This is a genomic window from Streptomyces sp. NPDC048612, from assembly GCF_043199295.1.
Taxonomy (GTDB): Bacteria; Actinomycetota; Actinomycetes; order Streptomycetales; family Streptomycetaceae; genus Streptomyces.
Genome location: NZ_JBICVV010000015.1, coordinates 135,017 through 152,281 on the forward strand (window position 1 = coordinate 135,017; position 17,265 = coordinate 152,281).

Sequence of the window (17,265 nt, forward strand, 5' to 3'; positions counted from 1 at the left end):
CGGGGGTTGGGGCTGGTGCTGGGGTGGTTGGGCAGGGCGTTGTTCGTGTGGCCGTGGGTGGCGTTGTGGCGGTATGTGCTGGCGCCGGTGGGCCGCGGGGTTGTTGTGGTGGTGGCGTGGTTGGTGCGGTATCTGGTGGTGGTGCCGGCCCAATGGCTGTACGCGGCGGTGCTGGCGCCGGTGGGGCGGGGGATCGCCTGGCTGGTGCGGGGGTTGGGGCTGGTGCTGGGGTGGTTGGGCAGGGCGTTGTTCGTGTGGCCGTGGGTGGCGTTGTGGCGGTATGTGCTGGCGCCGGTGGGCCGGGCGGCTGTTGTGGTGGTGGCGTGGCTGGTGCGGTACTTGGTGGTGGTGCCCGCTCAATGGCTGTACGCGGCCGTGCTGACACCCCTCGGGCGCGGGATCGCCTGGCTGGTACGGGGACTCGGCGCCGTGCTCGCCGCCCTCGTCCGGTGGACCGTGATCGTGCCGCTGGCCGCCCTCTGGCGCTACGTACTGCGGCCGGCCGGGCAGGCGCTGGTCACCGTGGTGACGGTCCTCGTCCGCGAGACCGTGGCGGCGTTCGGACACTGCTGGCGGGTCGCCGGGATGATCTCCCGCGCCATCGGCCGGTTCCTCGGTGCGGTGCTGCGGTGGCTCGTCGTCAAGCCGGTGCGCTGGGTGTACCGCACCGTCCTCACCCCACTCGGCCACGTCCTCCGCGACGGCATCTGGCGCCCGGTCCGGCAGGCGCTGCGCACCGCCCGCGAGACGGTGCGGCAGACCCGCAGGGAGCTGCGGCGCGCCCTGTTCGGCGCGCCCCGTGAGCCGCAGCGGGCCGCCGCCGGTCCGCCCCGGCGGGAACCGGGGACGTCCGGGGCACGTACTCTTGGTAGCAGTACGACCGCACTCACGAAGGACTGAACGACACTGGGCAAGCGACAGCCCGAAGGCCCGCCGCCCGCACCGGCGGTGCAGCGCATCCGACTGCGCTACACCAAGCGCGGCCGCCTCCGGTTCACCAGCCACCGCGACTTCCAGCGCGCTTTCGAGCGGGCGCTGCGCCGCGCCGAGGTCCCCATGGCCTATTCGGCGGGCTTCACCCCGCACCCCAAGGTGTCGTACGCCAACGCCGCCCCGACCGGTACGGGCAGCGAGGCCGAGTATCTGGAGATCCAGCTCGCCGAGCACCGCGACCCCGGCAAGCTGCGCGAACTCCTCGACGCGTCGCTGCCGGACGGGCTGGACGTGACCGACGCCGTCGAGTCCCGCACCAGCGGCCTGGCCGACCGGCTGGAGGCCTCGGTGTGGGAGATCCGGCTCGACGGGGTCGCGCCGGAGGTGGCGGGGCGCGCCGTCGAGGCGTTCCTCGCCGCGGACGAGGTACAGGTCGAGCGCCGTACGAAAAGCGGCATGCGGACCTTCGACGCACGGGCCGCGGTGACGCGTCTGGAGGTCGCCGGTGGCGAGAGCGATAGGCCCGACGGCAAAGCCTGTGCGATACTGCGGCTGGTTGTTCGGCATCTGACACCTGCCGTTCGACCCGACGACGTCCTGTCCGGCCTCCGAGCTACGGCCGACCTGGCGCCGCCGGTCCCCGCTGCGGTGACCAGGCTGGCGCAGGGGCTGCTCGATGAGGAGACCGGCGCGGTGACCGACCCGCTTGCGCCCGACCGCGACGCTGCCACGGCCGCCCCACCCACGGCCGCCGGGCTGAGTGCCGCGAAGGCGACGAGTGGGGCCTCCCCGGCAGCCGGGGACGGTACTGCGTAGGACCGCCGTCGTCGCGTCGCCGATCAGCCAGGGAGCCACCCCGGTCCGGCAGACGCACTGACCAGGAGACTTTCGCCGGTCCCGCCCAACCGGGGCCGACGAGCGAGACGACAGCTCCCGTGCGGCGCCCGCGCCCCGGAGCGGGACCGCGCTCATCACGCGGACCGCGGCCGGAATCAGGCGCGGCGCCCGGGAGCGTGACGGGAGAACCGCCCGCATGCTCGAGCCCATTGAGCCCACCCGATCCACGCATTCCCAGGATCGCGGTGCCGCCGACAACGACAACCACTCACCCAGTGACACGCTGCCGCCGCGCCGCAGGCGCCGCGCGGCCTCCCGGCCGGCCGGTCCGCCGTCGGCCGGTGCCGCCGAGGCCGCGGTGGTGAGCACCGAGACCACCGCCCCGGCCGTGGCCGATCCGGCCCTGGCCGAGGAGACCACCGCCGCCGCGGTGACCACCGGCGACGAGGCCAAGCCGGCCCGTACCCGCCGCCGCGCCACGCGTAAGGTCACCGCTCCGGCCGGTGCCCCGCAGCCGGATTCCGGTGAGGCGGAGGCCCCGGCTGCAGAGGAAACCACCGAGGAAACCGCCGAGGCCCCGGCCGCCGTCGTGGCGGCGCCCGCCGAGGCGCCGCAGGACGAGGAGGCCGCGCCGCGCCGCGGCCGCCGCCGCGCCACCCGCAAGGTGACCGCCCCGGCCGGTTCCCCGGAGCCCGTGACCGCCCCGGAGCCGGTGGCCGCCGAGGCGCCCGCCGCCCCCGCCGCCGAGGCCCCGGCCGCCGTCATGGAGACGCCCGCCGAGGCGCCGCAGGACGAGGACGCCGCGCCGCGCCGCGGCCGCCGCCGCGCCACCCGTAAGGCCACCGCCCCGGCCGGCTCCCCCCAGGCGAGCGCCGTCGAGGAGACCGTGACCGCGGCCGAGAGCACTGCACCGGCCGCTCCGGTCGCCGAGGAAGCGGCCCCCGCGCCCGCTGAGGACGCCAAGCCCGCCCGGACCCGTCGCCGCGCCACCCGTAAGACCACCGCCCCCTCGGAGACCCCGCAGGCGGCCGAGGAGCCCGCGGCGGAGCCCTCGGAGGCCCCGGCCGCTGAGGACAAGAGCGCCGAGGACAAGAGCGCCGAGGCGCCCCGCCGCCGGGCCCGCCGCCGTGGTGAGCGTGCCGCGGAGCCGGCCGCCGAGGCACCCCGTGCCGAGGAGGAGCCCGCGGCGGAGGAGCCGCCGCGCGGCCGCCGCCGTGCGCAGCGGCCCCCGACCGCCGTCTTCCAGCCGCCGGTCTTCACCGAGCCGATGTTCCAGACGCCGGAGACCGCAGCCGCCGCTGCCGCCGCGGCCCGCCAGGACGAGACCCCCGCCGAGCCGGCCGTGGAGGAGCAGCCCGCCACGGGTTCGCGCCGCCGTCGCCGCCGTGGCGCCCCGGACGGCCCCGAGCAGGTGTCCGCCGCCCCGGCCGAGGAGCCGGCGGCCGAGGAAGCCGCGGCCGAGCCGGAGACCGAGCCGGCCGAGAACGGCCAGGGCGAGGACGAGTCCGCCGAGCGCCCCTCGCGCCGCCGCCGCCGTGGCGGCCGCCGCCGTCGTCGCGGTGAGTCCGCCGAGGGCGCCGACGAGCAGACCGCCGACGAGCGGGACGCCGAGGCGGAGTCCGAGGACGCCGAGGACCACGCCGGGCAGCCGGACCAGGAGGAGGCCGAGGAGTCGTCGGCCGGCGGTTCCAGCAGCAGCCGCCGTCGCCGTCGCCGTCGCCGCCGTACCGGTGAGGGCGTCGAGGGCGAGGCCGGCAACGGCGACGACCCGGAGCGCACGGTCGTCAAGGTCCGGGAGCCCCGGAAGAAGGACGAGGGCACCAGCGCCGACGAGGTGCAGTCGATCAAGGGGTCGACGCGTCTGGAGGCCAAGAAGCAGCGCCGCCGCGAGGGGCGTGAGCAGGGCCGCCGCCGGGTGCCGATCATCACCGAGGCGGAGTTCCTGGCGCGCCGCGAGGCCGTCGAGCGGGTCATGGTCGTCCGCCAGAGCGGTGAGCGCACCCAGATCGGCGTCCTTGAGGACAACGTGCTCGTCGAGCACTTCGTCAACAAGGAGCAGGCGACCTCGTACGTCGGCAACGTCTACCTCGGCAAGGTGCAGAACGTCCTGCCGTCGATGGAGGCCGCGTTCGTCGACATCGGCAAGGGCCGCAACGCCGTGCTGTACGCCGGTGAGGTCAACTTCGAGGCGCTGGGCATGGCCAACGGCCCGCGCCGCATCGAGACCGCGCTGAAGTCCGGCCAGTCCGTGCTGGTGCAGGTCACCAAGGACCCGATCGGCCACAAGGGCGCCCGGCTCACCAGCCAGGTCTCGCTCCCCGGCCGCTACCTGGTCTATGTGCCCGAGGGCTCGATGACCGGTATCAGCCGCAAGCTGCCCGACACCGAGCGGGCGCGGCTGAAGCAGATCCTCAAGAAGATCGTTCCCGAGGACGCGGGCGTCATCGTGCGCACCGCGGCGGAGGGTGCGAGCGAGGAGGAGCTGGCGCGCGACGTCCAGCGGCTGCAGGCCCAGTGGGAAGAGATCCAGAAGAAGGCCAAGAGCAACAGCTCCAGCGCGCCGACCCTGCTCTACGGCGAGCCGGACATGACCGTCCGGGTCGTCCGCGACATCTTCAACGAGGACTTCTCCAAGGTCATCGTCAGCGGTGACGACGCCTGGGAGACCATCCACGGCTATGTCGGGCACGTCGCCCCGGACCTCGTCGACCGGCTCCAGAAGTGGACCTCGGACGTCGACGTCTTCGCGACGTACCGCATCGACGAGCAGCTGATGAAGGCGCTGGACCGCAAGGTCTGGCTGCCCAGCGGCGGTTCGCTGGTGATCGACCGGACCGAGGCGATGGTCGTGGTCGACGTCAACACCGGCAAGTTCACCGGCCAGGGCGGCAACCTGGAGGAGACGGTCACCAGGAACAACCTGGAGGCGGCCGAGGAGATCGTGCGCCAGCTGCGGCTGCGCGACCTGGGCGGCATCATCGTGATCGACTTCATCGACATGGTGCTGGAGTCCAACCGGGATCTGGTGCTGCGGCGTCTGCTGGAGTGCCTGGGCCGGGACCGGACCAAGCACCAGGTCGCCGAGGTCACCTCGCTGGGCCTGGTCCAGATGACCCGTAAGCGGGTCGGCCAGGGCCTGCTGGAGTCCTTCTCCGAGCCGTGTGTGCACTGCAACAGCCGTGGCGTGATCGTCCACATGGACCAGCCGACGGCGGCCGGCGGCGGTGGCAAGCGCAAGAAGAAGGGCAAGGGCGCACCGTCCGAGCCGCAGGTCCAGGAGGCCGAGGCGGCCCAGCCGGCGCCGGAGACCGCGCCGGAGCTGGAGCCCGTCACCGTGACGGAGGCCGAGCTGCAGCCCGCGGTGGCCGAGGCCGACGAGTGGTTCAGCAGCCCGGCCGAGGCCGAGGCGGCAGCCGGGCGGGGCCGTGGCCGCCGCCGGGCGAGCCGGAAGGTGTCCGCGCCGGCCGGTGCCCCCAAGGCGACCGAGGAGGCCGCCGAGATCGTGGTGCCCGCCGAGCCGGTTTCGGCACCGGAGCCGGAGCCCGCCCCGGAGCCGGCCGCCGAGGCGCCGGCCGCGGAGCCGGAGCCCGCGCCGGCCCGTCCGCGCCGCCGGGTGACCCGCCGGGTGACCGCCCCGGAGGTCTCCGACGACTCCGCGGCGACCGTCGTGATCACCGCCCCGGCGGCGGAGCCGGCCACCGAGCCGGCGCCGGCCGAGGAGGCCGAGGCCGGAGCGGAGGAGCCCGCGGCCAAGAAGACCGCGAAGAAGGCGACCACGAAGAAGGCCGCGGCCAAGAAGACCACGGCGAAGAAGACCACGGCCAAGAAGGCGGCGGCGAAGAAGACCACCACCGCCAAGAAGGCCACGGCGAAGAAGACCACCACGAAGAAGGCGACGACGAAGAAGGCGGCGGCCAAGAAGACCGCTGCCGCCGAGGAGCCCGCGGTGGCACAGGCGGAGGGCGCGGCGTAAGCCGCACCCGCGGAGCCCGGTGCGCGCACCGGGCTCTCCTCCACGGAGGACCGAGCACGCAGGCCGCGCCCCGGACCCAGGTGGTCCGGGGCCGGTTTGACCCCCTGGTCAAGGCCCCGTAACCTTGACCGTCGGTGTCTAAGACACCAAACCCCTGAGCAAACACCTCTCGGTCCGCCGAGGGAGGCCGCTCATCCACTCGGATTTCACGGGCCCCATCCCGCGCCCGTGTGAGCGGCTGGCATCAGAGGACCCGTTTCTAGCGAAAGAGAGTTCCGCGTGTACGCGATCGTGCGCACCGGCGGGCGCCAGCAGAAGGTTGCTGTTGGCGACGTCATCGAGGTTGACCGCATTTCCACCAGCAAGGTCGGCGACACCGTCGAGCTCTCCACGCTGCTGGTCGTTGACGGCGACTCCGTCACCAGCGACCCGTGGGTCCTGGCCGGCGTGAAGGTCCAGGGTGAGGTCGTGGACCACCACAAGGGCGACAAGATCCGGATTCAGAAGTACAAGAACAAGACCGGTTACAAGAAGCGGATCGGCCACCGCCAGCTCCACACGGCGCTGAAGATCACCGGCATCGACGCTCCGGCGAAGTAAGGGACTGAGGAGACATGGCACATAAGAAGGGCGCATCGTCCACTCGGAACGGTCGCGATTCCAATGCTCAGCGGCTCGGCGTGAAGCGCTTCGGCGGTCAGGCCGTCCTCGCCGGTGAGATCCTGGTCCGCCAGCGTGGCACCCACTTCCACCCGGGCACGGGCGTCGGCCGCGGTGGCGACGACACCCTGTTCGCCCTTGCTGCCGGTGCGGTGCAGTTCGGCACCCACCGTGGCCGCAAGGTCGTGAACATCGTCCCGGTCGCCGAATAATTCCGGCCCGGACGTAGTTCCACGCATCGCAGCATTCCGAGGGCGGACCGCCTTTCCCGCGAGAGCGGGAAGGCCGGTCCGCCCTTGGGCGTTGTCAGAGAAACACCGCAGTAAGAGAGACATCCGCGGTACGGCGCCCCCGCGCCCGGCCGCGACACCCCGCAGTTATCTGGAGGCACCCCCACCATGACCACCTTCGTGGACCGCGTCGAGCTGCACGTCGCCGCGGGTAGCGGAGGCCACGGCTGTGCCTCCGTTCACCGTGAGAAGTTCAAGCCGCTCGGCGGCCCGGACGGCGGCAACGGCGGCCGTGGCGGCGATGTGATCCTGGTCGTCGACCCGGACGTCACCACCCTCCTCGACTACCACCACCACCCGCACCGCAAGGCCACCAACGGCCAGCCCGGCGCCGGCGACAACCGTGAGGGCAAGAACGGCCAGGACCTGGTCCTGCCCGTCCCGGACGGCACGGTCGTGCTCGACGGGAACGGCGAGGTCCTCGCCGACATGGTCGGCCGGGGCACCACCTTCGTCGCGGGCCAGGGCGGCCGGGGCGGCCTCGGCAACGCCGCGCTCGCCTCCGCCCGCCGCAAGGCCCCCGGCTTCGCGCTGCTCGGCGAGCCCGGCGAGGGCCGCGACATCGTGCTGGAGCTGAAGACCGTCGCCGACGTGGCGCTGGTCGGCTACCCGAGCGCCGGCAAGTCCTCGCTGATCTCGGTGCTCTCCGCCGCCAAGCCGAAGATCGCGGACTACCCCTTCACGACGCTGGTGCCCAACCTCGGTGTGGTGACCAGCGGTTCGACCGTCTACACCATCGCCGACGTGCCGGGGCTCATCCCGGGCGCCAGCCAGGGCAAGGGCCTGGGCCTGGAGTTCCTGCGCCACGTCGAGCGCTGCGAGGTGCTGGTGCACGTGCTCGACACCGCGACCCTGGAGTCGGACCGTGACCCGGTCTCCGACCTGGACGCCATCGAGGCGGAACTGGGCCAGTACGGCGGCCTGGAGAACCGGCCGCGGGTGGTCGTCCTCAACAAGGTCGACATCCCCGACGGCCAGGACCTCGCCGACATGATCCGCCCCGACCTGGAGGAGCGCGGCTACCGCGTCTTCGAGGTCTCGGCCGTCGCCCACCAGGGCCTCAAGGAGCTGTCGTACGCCCTCGCCGACATCGTCGCGAAGGCCCGCGCCGCCAAGCCGGTCCAGGAGGCCACCCGGATCGTGATCCGGCCGCAGGCCGTGGACGACGCCGGCTTCACGGTGACGCAGGAGGGCGAGGGCTTCTACCGCGTCCGCGGCGAGAAGCCCGAACGCTGGGTGCACCAGACCGACTTCAACAACGACGAGGCCGTCGGCTACCTCGCTGACCGGCTCAACCGCCTCGGTGTCGAGGACGCGCTGCTCAAGGCGGGCGCCCGCGCCATGGACGGCGTGGCGATCGGCCCCGAGGACAACGCGGTCGTCTTCGACTGGGAGCCGACCATGGCAGCCGGTGCGGAGATGCTCGGCCGCCGCGGTGAGGACCACCGTCTGGAGGCGCCCCGCCCGGCCGCCCAGCGCCGCCGGGACCGCGACGCGGAGCGGGACGAGGCCGCCGAGGAGTACGAGCGCTTCAAGCCCTTCTGAGGCCGCGCCGCCGGGGCCGCCCGGCGGTACGGACAACGCGGTACGGAAACGGGGAAGGCCCCGGGAGGAGATCCTCCCGGGGCCTTCCCCGTGTGTGTGCCGCTGTGGCGGCCCGCTGCGGGCTCAGACGCCGGCGGTGGCGTCCGTGGTGCCGTTGGCCGGGTCCCCGGCCGTTTCGGCGGTGTCCGCGTCCTCCTGCGAGCGCTGGCCGGGGATACCGGACAGCCGGTTCTCCATCCGGACGCGGCGCTCGTCGGCCTTGGTGCCCAGCGCCAGCGCGGCCTGGTTGAAGCGGACCGACGACGGCGGGTCCGAGGGGCCCAGCAGGTGCTCCTTCAGCTCGGCCCGCTCCGCGGCCAGGGTGTCCTGCTCCGGGTCGCGGACCGCGTCGAGGAGACCGGCGACCTGTGCCGCGTCCGGCGTGAGGATCGTCGCCGCCCGCACGGTCGGGAAGTTCGCCCGGAAGTCGTCCTCGCTCATCCCCGAGGTGTTGGCGACCGCGTACGGCTTCTCGCTCGTCAGGTAGTCGGAGACGACGCTGGAGACATCGCTGACCAGTACGTCGGCCTGGTTGAAGCAGCTGAAGATGCCGGGGCGGGCGGTGGTGATGACGCGGTGCTCCCACTCCGGGAAGGAGTTCCAGTACGCCTCCTCCCAGGCGGTGACGGCCGCCGCGACGGCGGCGGCGCGGCCCTCCTGCGGGGTGCCCTGCAGCCGCATCCGCTCCAGCTCGTCCGCGCTCTTGCGGAACGCGGAGGTGGTCAGCGCGTTCAGCTCCTCGGTACGGCGGGCCAGTTCGGCGGCGGCCTCCGCGCCGGGCCGCTCTCCACCGCGCCGGGCGTTCGCCTCGTTGATCATCGCCTGGATGCGGGTGTTGGCGGCGCCCGCACGCGGGTCCACGGAACCGGTCATCGGGTGCGGCTTGTACAGCAGCCGCACGTTCTCGTCGGCGAGCAGCTCGCGGACGATGTTCTCGCCCGCCAGGATCACCGAGGTGTTGCCCGGGTTGCCGTCCCAGCCCTCCCAGGTCGGGGCGTACAGCACGGTCGTCAGCCGGCCGGCCGGGGCGCCCGACTGCGGCCGGATCGGCGCCAGTTGCGGGCGGCCGACCTCGATGACGTCCTTGTCCTCGACGCCGATGTCGGCGAGCTGGTAGCGGTCACGGGCCGCCGGGCCCGCCACCCAGACCTCGTCGTACGCCTTCGCGTACGGGTTGCAGGAGGACAGCTTGTCGCTCTCGCCGTGGTTGATGAAGGCGTGCTTGATGGACGGGATGCGCAGGATCTGCGAGGTCTTGCCGGAGTTCGCCGGGTGCAGCAGCACCTTGAGCGCGGAGTGCTCCAGGCGCATCAGGTTGGCGACCTTCGGGATGCACACGATCGGGATGTCGGTGGCCTCGATCTTCTGCACCATGAAGCGCTCGCGCAGCACGATGATCGGGTTGCCGTCCAGGTCGGCGAGGGTGCTCAGCCACATGTTGGCCTGGTAGGCGGAGGAGGCGCCGCCGGAGAAGTACATACCGACCGTCGGGCGGTACTCCGCCAGCCAGTTGTCCAGCCACTCCAGCGCCTGCTTCTCACTGGCCACCCGGTGCTTGGGCAGCAGCCAGGTGCCCAGGTAGAGGGTGCCGCCGGCGGACAGGGCCAGGGAGACGGCGAGGCCGATGCCGCCCCAGTACGCGTCGGTGGTGATCGCGGTGAGCATCATGCCGGTGGTGGTCGGCACCGAGAAGCGCAGCAGACGGCGGCCCGTCTGGCGGGAGAGGATGCGCGGCGGCGCGTCGCACAGGCGCAGCGCGCTCGCGTCGATGTTGCGGGTGACGAACGGCATGCTGCGGGTCCGGCGGACCAGCACCGCGACCGCCTGGCACACGAAGTGGGTGCCGTAGAAGAGGAGCAGCGTGATGGTGAGCGGCGCCTGCTCCTCCAGCGGGTTGATGCCGTCGATGTGCAGCAGGCCGACCAGTATCAGCATGTCGCGCAGCAACTGGCGCACCGTGACGTCGAACCGAATCCGGCCGAGCACCGCGAGCAGGCCGGGCTGCTTGTGCTGGAGGACCAGGTCGAGACCCAGGTTGACCACGGATGCGGCGATGAACAGCGGGATGACGGGCAGCAGCGCTCCGAGGAGCTGCGCGGTGAAGGCGACCATCATCGCGAAGAGGGCCGCGAGCTGTACGGCTCGGCGGGGGACGATTCCGGCGGAAGGCACGGGGGAGGGCTCCTGGCAGCACGAAAGGTCAGAGGGAGGCCGAGGGGGGCGGCCGGGTCCCGCGCTGCGACGCCGCCGGAGCGGCGATACGGGACCGATGGACACCCGACCGTATGACCTTGTTGGCCCCGGTGACAATCTGCTGTGGCTCTCATCACCGCGAAAGCGGATCAATCGAACGCAACCCGCCGGCCCCGGCTTCCCTCTTAGGGAAACCTCGTGGGTACGGGGGCGAACGGGGGACGCGGCCTCCATTGTGCGGGTCGCTTCCGCGTGCCCGTGAACCGGCGTGGCGGGTCTCACGCGGCGTCCGCCAGGCGATATCACGGAGCGCCCGTGGTCCGTACTGCCGTAGATTGCGCCCGTAGGGCCGTGGTGCGGGGCGAACAGCGCTCCCCGTGCGGCGGTGGGAACGGCGAACACAGGGGTACGCAGGTGGCAGGCGCAAGGCAGGACGTGAAGGACGCCCGCCGGATCGTGGTGAAGGTCGGCTCGTCCTCGCTGACCACGGCCGCGGGGGGACTGGACGCGGACCGGGTCGACGCGCTGGTGAACGTGCTGGCCAAGCACCAGGACAAGGAGATCGTGCTGGTCTCCTCCGGCGCCATCGCGGCCGGTCTGGCGCCCCTGGGACTCGACAAGAGGCCCCGTGACCTGGCCCGGCAGCAGGCCGCCGCCAGCGTCGGCCAGGGCCTGCTGGTCGCCCGCTACACCGCCTCCTTCGCCCGCTACGGCCGCCGCGTCGGCCAGGTCCTGCTGACCTCCGACGACACCAGCCGCCGGGCCCACTACCGCAACGCCTACCGGACCCTCGACCAGCTGCTGGCCATGGGCGCGGTACCGATCGTGAACGAGAACGACACCGTCGCCACCGACGAGATCCGCTTCGGCGACAACGACCGACTGGCGGCCCTGGTCGCCCATCTCGTCCGCGCCGACCTGCTGATCCTGCTCTCCGACGTGGACGGCCTCTACGACGGCGATCCGGCCACCCCCGGCACCTCCCGGATAGCCGAGGTCGGCGGGCCGGAGGACCTGGCGGGCGTCTCCATCGGCAGCGCCGGCAAGGCCGGCGTCGGCACCGGCGGCATGGTCACCAAGGTCGAGGCGGCCCGGATCGCGGCCGCGGCCGGCATCCCGGTCGTCCTGACCTCCGCCGTGCACGCCGCCGAGGCGCTGGCCGGCGGCTCGACCGGCACCCACTTCCTGCGCACCGGCCGCCGCTCCGCCGACCGGCTGCTGTGGCTCGCCCACGCCTCCACACCGCGCGGGGCGCTCGTGCTGGACGACGGGGCGGTGCGGGCCGTCGTGGAGCGCCGCTCCTCGCTGCTGCCCGCCGGGATCGCCGCAGTGGAGGGCGAGTTCTCCGCCGGTGACCCGGTGGAGCTGCGGGACGGCGGGGGCCACGCGGTCGCCCGTGGCCTGGTCAATTTCGATGCCAGGGAAATCCCCCGTTTGATTGGCCGTTCGACCCGCGATCTCGCCCGCGAGCTGGGCCCCGCCTATGAGCGGGAGGTCGTGCACCGCGACGACCTGGTGCTGCTGCATCACTGACGGCCGTCCACGGCCGTGCCCCGCGGCGGCCGAAAACCGCCCCACCGTCCCGGTGCACGGACCGGCCTTTCCATGGGGACCTTGGTGAAAACGCCCCCGCGACGGGCCGCGGGCTGGTCAACTTTGTTGCGGGACGCCGGAGGGGAGCGGCGCCCGCAGCGCGCACGCGCACCCGCCGATGTACGACGGCTCCGCGCCCCCGGGACGGAGCGATTCTCATCACAGGAGGCCGCCGGTGAGACGAGGGCGACCGGGGTCACCGCCCCGAGGGACGGCGGAGCGCACCCTGACCAGCGTCGGAACCGGCGAGGACACCGGCCGGCCGGACGCACCGGCCGCGGAGCGTGACGGCGCCGACAGGCCCGCCCCGGAGGGCGGCCGCCGGGAGGTGTCCCGCCTGTGGCACATCACCCTCAGCGTCGCGGGCGCCGAGGCCCCGCTGAAGGAGGTCCGGCGGGCCCTGGAGCAGCTCGCCCACGACCATCCGTTCCTGCTGACCAGCCGCTACGCCAACGACCACGCCGAGATCCGCTACTGGGAGGAGGCGCGGGACCTGCACGACGCCGCGGCGGTCGCCCTGCGACTGTGGGGCGAGCACCGCTCGACGGCCAAGCTGCCGCCCTGGGAGATCGTCGGCCTGGAGGTCATCGACCGCGGGACCTACCACCAGCGCCTCGCGGAGGGCTACGGTCCGCCGCCGGCCTCCCCGATCGGCGTCCACCCGTTCTGACCACCGGCCGTCCGCGTCCCGCGCTGTGAGATATGGCGTGGCCACGCCCCGCCACCCCGCTAGGCTGCGGCCATGACCAGCAGCGCACCGCACTCCTCGCCCGTCCTCGAGACCGCCCGCCGCGCGCGGGAGGCAGCCGCCGTCCTGGCGCCACTGCCGCGTACGGCCCGTGACGCAGCGCTGCTCGCCATCGCCGACGCCCTGGTGGAGCGGACCGACGCGATCGTCACCGCCAACGCCCAGGACACCGCCAAGGCGCGGGCGGCCGGCACCGCCGAGTCGATCGTGGACCGGCTCACCCTCACCCCCGAGCGGATCGCGGCCATCGCCGCCGACGTCCGCCAGGTCGTGGCGCTGCCCGACCCGGTCGGCGAGGTCGTGCGCGGCTCGACCCTGCCCAACGGCCTCGACCTACGGCAGGTCCGGGTCCCGCTCGGCGTGATCGGGATCATCTACGAGGCCCGGCCCAATGTGACGGTGGACGCCGCGGCCCTGTGCCTGAAGTCCGGCAACGCCGTGCTGCTGCGCGGCTCGTCGTCCGCGTACGCCTCCAACAGCGCCCTGGTGGAGGTGCTGCGCGACGCCGTCCAGAGCGCCGGGCTGCCCGCCGACGCGGTGCAGCTGGTGCCGGGGGAGAGCCGCGACTCGGTGCGCGAGCTGATGCGTGCCCGCGGTCTGGTCGATGTGCTGATCCCGCGCGGCGGCGCCTCGCTGATCCGTACGGTCGTCGAGGAGTCCACCGTCCCGGTGATCGAGACCGGCACCGGCAACTGCCACGTCTACGTCGACGAGGCCGCCGACCTCGACATGGCCGTCGACATCCTCGTCAACTCCAAGGCCCAGCGGCCCAGCGTCTGCAACTCCGCCGAGACGGTGCTGGTGCACGCCGGGATCGCCGAGAAGTTCCTGCCGCGCGCCCTGGAGGCGCTGACCCAGGCCGGTGTGATCGTGCACGGCGACGCCGCCTGGCAGCAGGCCGGCCCCGGACTGGTGGCCCCCGCCACCGACGAGGACTGGGCGACGGAGTACCTCTCGTACGACATCGCGGCCGCCGTGGTGCCCGACCTGGACGCGGCGGTGGCGCACATCCGGCGCTGGACCTCCGGCCACACCGAGGCCATCGTCACCACCTCGCAGGCCGCCGCCCGCCGTTTCACCCAGTTGGTCGATTCCACCACCGTCGCGGTCAACGCCTCCACCCGTTTCACCGACGGCGGCGAGTTCGGCTTCGGTGCGGAGATCGGCATCTCGACGCAGAAGCTGCACGCCCGCGGCCCCATGGGACTGCCGGAACTGACGTCCACGAAGTACATCGTCACGGGCGACGGCCACACCCGCTGAAGGTCCCCCGGATTCCCCGTTCTCCCTGCCCAAAACGACCGGCCGGGGCTAACCTGGACGGGTGCCGGACGACGTGGGGGGCAAGCCGTTCCCGGACGGTGAAGAGCCCGACGAGCACCACCACGGGAGCCACGGAAAGGCGGACGAAGAATTCGCCTCCGTGGTCTTCGACGAGGAATTCGTCCGGTCCGCCCGTATTCACGAGCCCTCGGCGGTCGAGCGGATGCTGGCCGCCGCCGAGGCACGCGCGGAGGCCGAGGCGGCCCGCTCCGGACCCGGCTTCGGCCCCGACGGCGACGACGTGGACGAGACCGGCCCCCGCCGCCGTCGCCGCGGCCGTGAGCCCGACGACTACGACGGCTACGCCGATTACGGAGAGTACGACGACGGGGAGTACGGCGACTATCCGCCGCATGACCCGTATGGCCCCTACGGCGGAGCGCTGCGTCCGTACCGCGGCGGCACCCGCTGGCACCGGCCGGTCGCCTGGGTGCTGGCCGTGGTGATGGGGATCGGACTGGTCGCGCTGGCCTTCAGCGCCGTCTACCGGGGCTCCTCCGGGCGACCCCAGAACCCGGCTCCGGCACCCGCCTCCAGCGGCGTGGACGCCCCGGTCACGGGCGGTCCGGACGGGGCCCGTACGGCGCGCCCCGGCCTCCCGTCGCCGCCCTCCGCGGAGGCTCCGCGGCCCTCGTTCTCGGCGGTGCCCAGGCAGCACTGACGGCGCGGCACACTTCCCGCAAATCGGACGCCTGAAACCGTATTGCCCGGTGAAGTTGCCCGGCGCCCCCGCGTTTACGTTCGCCCCGGCAGACCTACTCTTGTTGTATGACCGGGCCTGGTGACCCTCCGGAAGGGACGCCCAACGGCGCCCCGGGAGGCGGTGAGGACGAATACCGATCCGTCGTCTTCGACGAATCGTTTGTTCGGGCTGCGCGGCTGCAGGAATTCTCCGCGGACGAGCGGCTCGGCGAGCACCACTCGCCCGCCGTCAAGACCCGGCACGCCTGGCGGCGCCTCGGCGGCTCCCGGCAGGCCATCCTGCTGGTGCTGCTGATCGTGCTCGCCTTCGGCACCGCCGTCTACATGGGCGTACGGCACCCGTACAAGACGCCGGAGACGGTCCGGGCGCAGGCGCTGCGGTCCGCCGTGGTGCCGCTGGCGCCGGCCGGGAAGGTGCCGGGCGCGACCCCGGACGACCTCTTCGCACACAGCCCCGCGGCGAACTACCGGCTCGGCGCGGAGGGCGTGAACCTGCCCGCCGTCACCCGCACCGAGCACTTCTCCGACGGGCAGATCGTCTCCGCGCTGACCATCGCGAAGGACTACCTCGTCCGCTCCTCGCTGGACCCGGACACCCTCACCGGCGGCTCCGTACGGCCGGTGCGGCTGCTGCTCGACACCCGCCAACTCGACCAGTTCGACCGGAGCATGGCGCACCCGGACGACAACGGCCACGACGCCGCGACCGGCTGGCTGATCCGCTTCGACCCGCGCCAGACCCGGCTCGCCGACCGGGACGTACGGGTCAACGGCACACTGGCCGCCTCGGAGTTGAGCCCGGACGCCCTCGATGTGACCGCCGACTACACCTTCGTCTACGCGGTGCGGCCCGCGCCCGGCGCACCGCACGCGGACGGCGGCAAGCCGACGGCGGGCGCCGCCTCGCTGGTCACCGTCCGCCGTGAGGTGCACTTCCGGCTGACCCGCGAGAACCTCAGCGACCACCGCCTGGAGGTGCTGCAGAGCAGCCTGCAGGCGGGGCCGCTGGCCTGCTCCTCGAAGCCGGCCGACGCGCTGCGCCCGCTGTTCGCGGGACAGCACGCCGGCAGTGACCGGCCCTCGGGCACCGACCCCTACGCCAGGGACCGCGTCAACCCCTCCCTCTGCGGCGAGCTGGCACCCTCCGCCCAGCCGAAGCCGAGCCGTCCGATGCGCTAGGAAGAGTCCCGGGGCGACCCCTAGGAGCCCGTTCCGCCGCTTCCGTTGGCGCCGCCCTGGCCGTCGGGACGCGAGCCGCCGCGGAAGACCGTGTCGCGCAGCTTGCCGCCCAGGTCGCCCGCGCCGCCCGCGATGTCGCGCACCAGGCCCATCAGCGGGTCCTTGCTGTTGCGCATCGAGTCGGCGTAGTGGGCGGCGGAGTCCCGGAACGAGTCGGAGACCGAGGTGTCCTTGTCCTCGTCCCGGCGCGGGTAGTGGCCGTCCATGATCCGCTGGTAGTCGCGGCCGGCCGCCCACTTCTTGAGCTCGGCCGCCCGCACGGTGGTGAACGGGTGGCTGCGCGGCAGCAGGTTGAGGATCTTCAGCACGGAGTCGCGCAGATCGCCGCCCGACTCGTACTCGTCCGCCTGCTTCAGGAAGGCGTCGACATTCATCTCGTGGAGGTGATTGCCGCCGGCCAGCTTCATCAGACCGCGCATCGAGGCCTGCAGATCCTGTCCGACCAGCAGCCCGGCGCGGTCGGCCGACAGCTCCGACTTGCGGAACCACTCGCGCAGTGCCGTCACGATCGCCATGATCGCGACGTTGCCCAGAGGAATCCAGGCGACCTTCGTCGCCAGGTTCGTCAGGAACAGCAGGATCGTGCGGTACACCGCGTGACCGGACAGTGCGTGGCCGACCTCGTGGCCGACGACCGCCCGCATCTCCTCCTCGTCCAGCAGCTCGACCAGGCCGGTCGTCACCACGATGATCGGCTCGTCGAGACCGATGCACATGGCGTTGGGCTGCGGGTCCTGGTTCACATACATCGGCGGGACCTTCTCCAGGTCCAGGATGTAGCAGGCATCGCGCAACATGGCGTTGAGGTGCGCGAACTGCTGGTCGCTCACCCGTACCGAGTCCGACAGGAACAGCAGCCGCAGGCTGCGCTCCGGCAACAAGCCGCTGAGCGTCTTGAAGACGGTGTCGAACCCGCTCAGCTTGCGCAGCGCCACCAGCGCCGAGCGGTCCGCCGGGTGCTCGTACGCCCGCGACGAGATGCCGGGGAACCGCCGCCGGTCCCGGCTCGGTACGTTTGCGCTGCCGCCTGGGCTCTCCGTCATTGGGGCCTCCCCCTGTTCGACTGCGTGCGTTCAGACTAGAGGACGCCACCGACAGACGAATGGATGCTCGGGCGTACGCTGGCGATCGCACCAATACCCGCACGGGCCCGGACACATGACCACCCGGCCGTACCAGAGGAGCGCCTC

At 72.8% G+C, this 17,265-nt stretch carries 13 protein-coding genes; 11 read left to right on the forward strand and 2 right to left on the reverse strand.

Going from position 1 to position 17,265, the window contains the following annotated elements; translation table 11 throughout:
* From ACGFN2_RS22865 to obgE, 6 genes are all read left to right on the forward strand, one after another.
* The coding region (locus ACGFN2_RS22865; protein ID WP_393363242.1) for a hypothetical protein at positions 1-900 on the forward strand (900 nt) is incomplete at its 5' end.
* A gap of 48 nt (positions 901-948) precedes the next feature.
* Positions 949-1,749, forward strand: coding sequence for a TIGR03936 family radical SAM-associated protein (locus ACGFN2_RS22870; protein ID WP_393363245.1), 801 nt, complete (start codon positions 949-951; stop codon positions 1,747-1,749).
* Between the two features lie 217 nt (positions 1,750-1,966).
* Positions 1,967-5,743, forward strand: coding sequence for a ribonuclease E/G (locus ACGFN2_RS22875; RefSeq protein WP_393363248.1), 3,777 nt, complete (start codon positions 1,967-1,969; stop codon positions 5,741-5,743).
* A 279-nt stretch (positions 5,744-6,022) separates the two neighbouring features.
* Positions 6,023-6,343: a 50S ribosomal protein L21 gene (gene rplU, locus ACGFN2_RS22880; protein WP_006605648.1), complete on the forward strand. Its 321-nt coding sequence runs from the start codon at positions 6,023-6,025 to the stop codon at positions 6,341-6,343.
* Positions 6,344-6,357: 14 nt separating this feature from the next.
* Positions 6,358-6,615 carry a 50S ribosomal protein L27 gene (gene rpmA, locus ACGFN2_RS22885; RefSeq protein WP_018088248.1) on the forward strand — a complete coding sequence of 86 codons (258 nt, stop codon included), beginning with the start codon at positions 6,358-6,360 and terminating at the stop codon, positions 6,613-6,615.
* A gap of 186 nt (positions 6,616-6,801) precedes the next feature.
* Positions 6,802-8,238 (forward strand): GTPase ObgE, encoded by a 1,437-nt coding sequence (obgE, locus tag ACGFN2_RS22890; protein ID WP_362606877.1) that lies wholly within the window; start codon positions 6,802-6,804, stop codon positions 8,236-8,238.
* A gap of 123 nt (positions 8,239-8,361) precedes the next feature.
* Here the strand turns inward: obgE and ACGFN2_RS22895 are convergent, their stop codons facing one another.
* Entirely contained in the window at positions 8,362-10,449 is a 2,088-nt protein-coding gene (locus ACGFN2_RS22895; protein ID WP_362606874.1) for a hypothetical protein, read from the reverse strand.
* 456 nt (positions 10,450-10,905) lie between these two features.
* Here ACGFN2_RS22895 and proB point away from each other — a divergent pair, with 456 nt between their 5' ends.
* From proB to ACGFN2_RS22920, 5 genes are all read left to right on the forward strand, one after another.
* A complete protein-coding gene (gene proB, locus ACGFN2_RS22900) occupies positions 10,906-12,003 on the forward strand; it encodes a glutamate 5-kinase (RefSeq protein ID WP_362606951.1) in 1,098 nt (365 codons plus the stop codon).
* A gap of 235 nt (positions 12,004-12,238) precedes the next feature.
* The gene (locus tag ACGFN2_RS22905) at positions 12,239-12,733 is read left to right on the forward strand and encodes a hypothetical protein (protein ID WP_393363251.1); all 495 of its coding nucleotides are present in this window, start codon (positions 12,239-12,241) and stop codon (positions 12,731-12,733) included.
* Positions 12,734-12,805: 72 nt separating this feature from the next.
* Positions 12,806-14,074: a glutamate-5-semialdehyde dehydrogenase gene (locus tag ACGFN2_RS22910; RefSeq protein ID WP_362606869.1), complete on the forward strand. Its 1,269-nt coding sequence runs from the start codon at positions 12,806-12,808 to the stop codon at positions 14,072-14,074.
* Between the two features lie 61 nt (positions 14,075-14,135).
* On the forward strand, positions 14,136-14,795 hold the full coding sequence (locus ACGFN2_RS22915) for a hypothetical protein (protein ID WP_362606866.1): 660 nt from the start codon (positions 14,136-14,138) through the stop codon (positions 14,793-14,795).
* A 107-nt stretch (positions 14,796-14,902) separates the two neighbouring features.
* Positions 14,903-16,015 carry a hypothetical protein gene (locus ACGFN2_RS22920; protein WP_393363254.1) on the forward strand — a complete coding sequence of 371 codons (1,113 nt, stop codon included), beginning with the start codon at positions 14,903-14,905 and terminating at the stop codon, positions 16,013-16,015.
* Positions 16,016-16,035: 20 nt separating this feature from the next.
* Here the strand turns inward: ACGFN2_RS22920 and ACGFN2_RS22925 are convergent, their stop codons facing one another.
* Complete coding sequence (locus tag ACGFN2_RS22925) at positions 16,036-17,118, reverse strand: M48 family metallopeptidase (protein ID WP_362606861.1); 1,083 nt, start codon at positions 17,116-17,118, stop codon at positions 16,036-16,038.
* Positions 17,119-17,265: the final 147 nt, after the last annotated feature.